The sequence below is a fragment of the Streptomyces sp. YS-3 genome, assembly GCF_045257485.1.
GTDB lineage: Bacteria > Actinomycetota > Actinomycetes > Streptomycetales > Streptomycetaceae > Streptomyces.
This window is the reverse complement of record NZ_JBJHPC010000654.1, coordinates 1-3,762: the sequence shown is the minus strand read 5'-3', so window position 1 is coordinate 3,762 and position 3,762 is coordinate 1. Positions and strand designations below refer to the sequence as shown.

Sequence of the window (3,762 nt, the reverse complement as noted above, 5' to 3'; positions counted from 1 at the left end):
GATGTTCACCTGGGAGTTCGCCACCGACCCCTACCCCGCCTACGGCTGGCTGCGGGAGCATGCCCCCGTGCACCGCACCACGCTCCCCAGTGGGGTCGAGGCCTGGCTGGTGACGCGGTATGCGGACGCCCGGCAGGCCCTCGCCGACCAGCGGCTCTCCAAGAACCCCGCGCACCACGACGAGCCCGCGCACGCCCGGGGCAGAACGGGCATCCCGGGCGAGCGCAAGGCCGAGCTGATGACGCATCTGCTCAACATCGACCCGCCGGACCACACCCGGCTGCGGCGGCTGGTCTCGAAGGCGTTCACTCCCCGTACGGTCGCCGAATTCGCGCCCCGTGTGCAGGAGTTGACGGACAGCCTCATCGACCGGTTCGCGGCCGGCGGCGAGGCCGACCTCATCCACGAGTTCGCCTTCCCGCTGCCCATCTACGCCATCTGCGACCTGCTGGGCGTGCCGCGCGAGGACCAGGACGACTTCCGGGACTGGGCCGGGATGATGATCCGGCACGGCAAGGGCCCGCGCGGGGGTGTGGCCCGCTCGGTGAAGAAGATGCGCGGCTACCTCCTCGAACTCATCCACCGCAAGAGGGAGGACCCGGGCGAGGACCTCATCTCCGGCCTCATCCGCGCCAGCAACCACGGCGAGCACCTCACCGAGAACGAGGCCGCGGCGATGGCCTTCATCCTGCTGTTCGCCGGGTTCGAGACGACCGTCAACCTCATCGGCAACGGTATGTACGCGCTGCTGCGCGACCCCGGGCAGCGCGAACGGCTGCAGAGCTCGCTCGCGGCCGGGGAGTCGGAGCTGCTGGACACCGGCATCGAGGAACTGCTGCGCTACGACGGGCCCGTGGAGATGGCCACCTGGCGCTTCGCCACCCGCCCGCTGACGATCGGGGGCCAGGACATCGCCGCGGGCGACCCGGTGCTGGTCGTGCTCGCCGCCGCCGACCGCGACCCCGACCGCTTCCCCGACCCGGACACGCTCGACCTCGGCCGCCGCGACAACCAGCACCTGGGCTACGGCCACGGCATCCACTACTGCCTGGGCGCGCCCCTGGCCAGACTGGAGGCGAGGACCGCGCTGGCCACCTTGCTGCGGCGCCTTCCTGACCTGCGGCTGGCGGCGGATCCTGCCGATTTGCGCTGGCGGGGCGGCCTGATCATGCGTGGACTGCGCACCCTTCCGGTCGCGTTCACACCCACCGGAACTGACGGTCCGTCAAAACTGTGACTTTGGCGTTATCGCGGGTGCATCGACTTGTGACAAGCGTTCGAGTACGGCTACGTTCACCCCTCGACTCGCCAAACCAGGCGCAACGCCCGGCCCGGCAGTCACAGACGTAGTCACACGGAAGGCCACAGCATGCGCTCCGGGAACGGACGGCACCGCCGCCCCCGCCAGGCTCCCGCACTCGTCGTCGCGGCGGGGGTGACCGGCTCGGCCCTCGCCCTTCCGCTCTTCGCGGCGAGCGGCGCGAGCGCCGCGACCGCGTCCACCTGGGACAGCGTGGCGGAGTGCGAGAGCGGCGGCGCGTGGAGCGCCGACTTCGGCAACGGACTGTACGGCGGGCTCCAGTTCTCCCAGGAGACCTGGCAGAACTACGGCGGCACGGCGTACGCCGAGCGGGCCGACCTGGCCAGCCGGGCGCAGCAGATAGCGGTCGCCGAGAAGGTGCTCGCGGCGAAGGGCCCGAAGGCCTTCACCAGCTGCTCGGGGGTCTCCGGGCTCACCGCGGGCGGCGGCGCGCCGGCCGTCGACCCGGGCGCCACCCCCTCGCCGTACGTCCCCTCCGAGGAGGGGGCCGCGACCCCGGACACCACCGCCACGCCCTCGGCGCCCGCGAAGAAGCCGCCGGCGTCCACCACGCCGTCCCCTTCGACCTCCACCGCTCCCAAGCCGTCCACGACGCCCTCGGCGCCGTCCACGGGTGCGAGCGGCAAGCCCGGCTCCGCCGATGCGAGCGCCCCGGCCGGGACCGCCGGCACGGGCACCGGTTCCGCCTCGGGCGGCAAGCACCGCGGCACCCCGGACCCGGCCGAGACCGGCACCCCCGCGACCACCGAGCCGGGCAATACGGACAACACGCATGAAGCGGGGCGTCACGCCTCGCGCGGTGACGCCGCGTCACGCGAGTCGGGCGATGTGCTGGCCGTCGACGGCGACTACACCGTCCGCCCCGGCGACAACCTGTGGGACATCTCGCGCTCGCACAAGGTCGAGGGCGGCTGGTCCGCGCTCTACAAGGCGAACGAGAAGACGATCGGCGCCGACCCGAACCTCATCCTGCCTGGCCAGAACCTTGATCTGAACCCGGCGAAGACGGACAACCCGGCCCCGGCCAAGGGGTAGTTCAGGGGCGTATGTCCACTTCTGTGCAAGTGAGACAAGGGTCTCTTTCCGTCAACTGCCCTGTCCTGTCCGTCCGGTACGGGCGTTACGCCCCCGACCTGCGGAAACGGCGGTTACGGAAGAGCCGGGAGGGGCGATTTCTCCCTGATGTGCCCCTTTGAACATCAGGGGTTGGTGTGTTTACGGTCGAAGCGCTCGTCACCACGGGCCCCTTCGACCGGAAACGCCGAATCCTGCCGCCGGTCGCGGGGAACAGTCGACGCTCGATGCGCCGTAGGCAGGAGCGGGGGACCCAAGGTAAGCGCCGGGCCCGGCCGTTGAGGGACGTACGCCATACGGCGAGACGTACGAAGCGGCCAGGGAACGGCTTGGGGTGAAGACGCGCCACTGGCGCGGCCGGGCCACTCACTCGCCCGAACCCGACAGCTCACCTCGCAGGCGTCGGTGAGGAGAACTCCATGCTGCTTTCCGGCAAGGGCAAGCACCGCCGCCCGTCCAAGGCCGTCCGAGTCGTCACGCTGGCCGGTGTCACCGGTGCCGCCGTCGCCGCCCCGCTGATGGCCGCCGGCTCCGCCTCCGCCGCCTCCGTCTCCACCTGGGACGCCGTCGCCCAGTGCGAGTCCGGCGGCAACTGGTCCATCAACACCGGCAACGGCTACTACGGCGGTCTGCAGTTCTCGCAGTCCTCCTGGGCCGCGGCGGGCGGCACGCAGTACGCCTCCCGCGCCGACCTGGCCAGCAAGGGCCAGCAGATCGCCACGGCCGAGAAGCTGCTCGCCATGCAGGGGCCGGGCGCCTGGTCCTGCGCCGGCGCGGGCAACCTGACCGCCGGTGGCTCGGCCGCCGACGTCGACACGTCCGGCTCCTCGGCCACGCCGAAGGCCGCGCCGAAGAAGACCGCGCCCAAGGCGGCGCCCGCCCCGAAGCGCGAGTCGGCCCCCGCCTCGCGCGGCGAGTCCCGTCCGGCGCCGGTCAGGACCGGCGACGGCGAGTACAAGGTGAAGGCCGGGGACACCCTGGGCTCCATCGCCTCGGCGCACGGCGTCAAGGGCGGCTGGGAGAAGCTGTTCGAGCTGAACAAGGACGTCGTCAAGGACGCGAACCTGATCTACGTGAACCAGCAGCTGCACCTGAGCTGAGCCCCGTCCGGCCGGGGAGGCGCCCGCGGGGCGTGGGTGGCTGCTCGCGCAGTTCCCCGCGCCCCTGTAGGTGCCCGCACCCTTAGGGGCGCGGGGAACTGCGCGGCCAGCCCCCACCGGCCGGCAGGTGAGCGACGAGCTTTTAGGGGCGCGGGGAACTGCGCGAGCGCCCACCACCGACCCGCGGGTGAGCGACGGCCTTTTAGGGGCGCGGGGAACTGCGCGAGCAACCCCCACCGGCCCGCAGACGATTGCCGACCTCTCAGG

3 protein-coding genes and 1 riboswitch are annotated in these 3,762 nt (G+C 72.0%); all 3 genes read left to right on the top strand.

All coding sequences use genetic code 11. The features are described 5' to 3' along the window. Position 1 precedes the first annotated feature (1 nt). The 3 genes from ACJA3G_RS32660 (at position 2) to ACJA3G_RS32650 (ending at position 3,495) form a co-directional block, all read left to right on the top strand. Positions 2-1,237 (top strand): cytochrome P450, encoded by a 1,236-nt coding sequence (locus ACJA3G_RS32660; protein ID WP_406556650.1) that lies wholly within the window; start codon positions 2-4, stop codon positions 1,235-1,237. 132 nt (positions 1,238-1,369) lie between these two features. Further along, the gene (locus ACJA3G_RS32655) at positions 1,370-2,356 is read left to right on the top strand and encodes a transglycosylase family protein (protein WP_406556649.1); all 987 of its coding nucleotides are present in this window, start codon (positions 1,370-1,372) and stop codon (positions 2,354-2,356) included. 259 nt (positions 2,357-2,615) lie between these two features. Next, a riboswitch (cyclic di-AMP (ydaO/yuaA leader) is annotated at positions 2,616-2,812 on the top strand. Positions 2,813-2,814: 2 nt separating this feature from the next. Beyond that, the gene (locus ACJA3G_RS32650; RefSeq protein ID WP_406556648.1) at positions 2,815-3,495 is read left to right on the top strand and encodes a transglycosylase family protein; all 681 of its coding nucleotides are present in this window, start codon (positions 2,815-2,817) and stop codon (positions 3,493-3,495) included. The last annotated feature ends 267 nt before the right edge of the window (positions 3,496-3,762 follow it).

Coding starts and splice junctions, on each gene's coding strand:
- ACJA3G_RS32660 (WP_406556650.1), top strand. CDS start 2: ATGTTCACCTGGGAGTTCGCCACCGACCCCTACCCCGCCTACGGCTGG.
- ACJA3G_RS32655 (WP_406556649.1), top strand. CDS start 1,370: ATGCGCTCCGGGAACGGACGGCACCGCCGCCCCCGCCAGGCTCCCGCA.
- ACJA3G_RS32650 (WP_406556648.1), top strand. CDS start 2,815: ATGCTGCTTTCCGGCAAGGGCAAGCACCGCCGCCCGTCCAAGGCCGTC.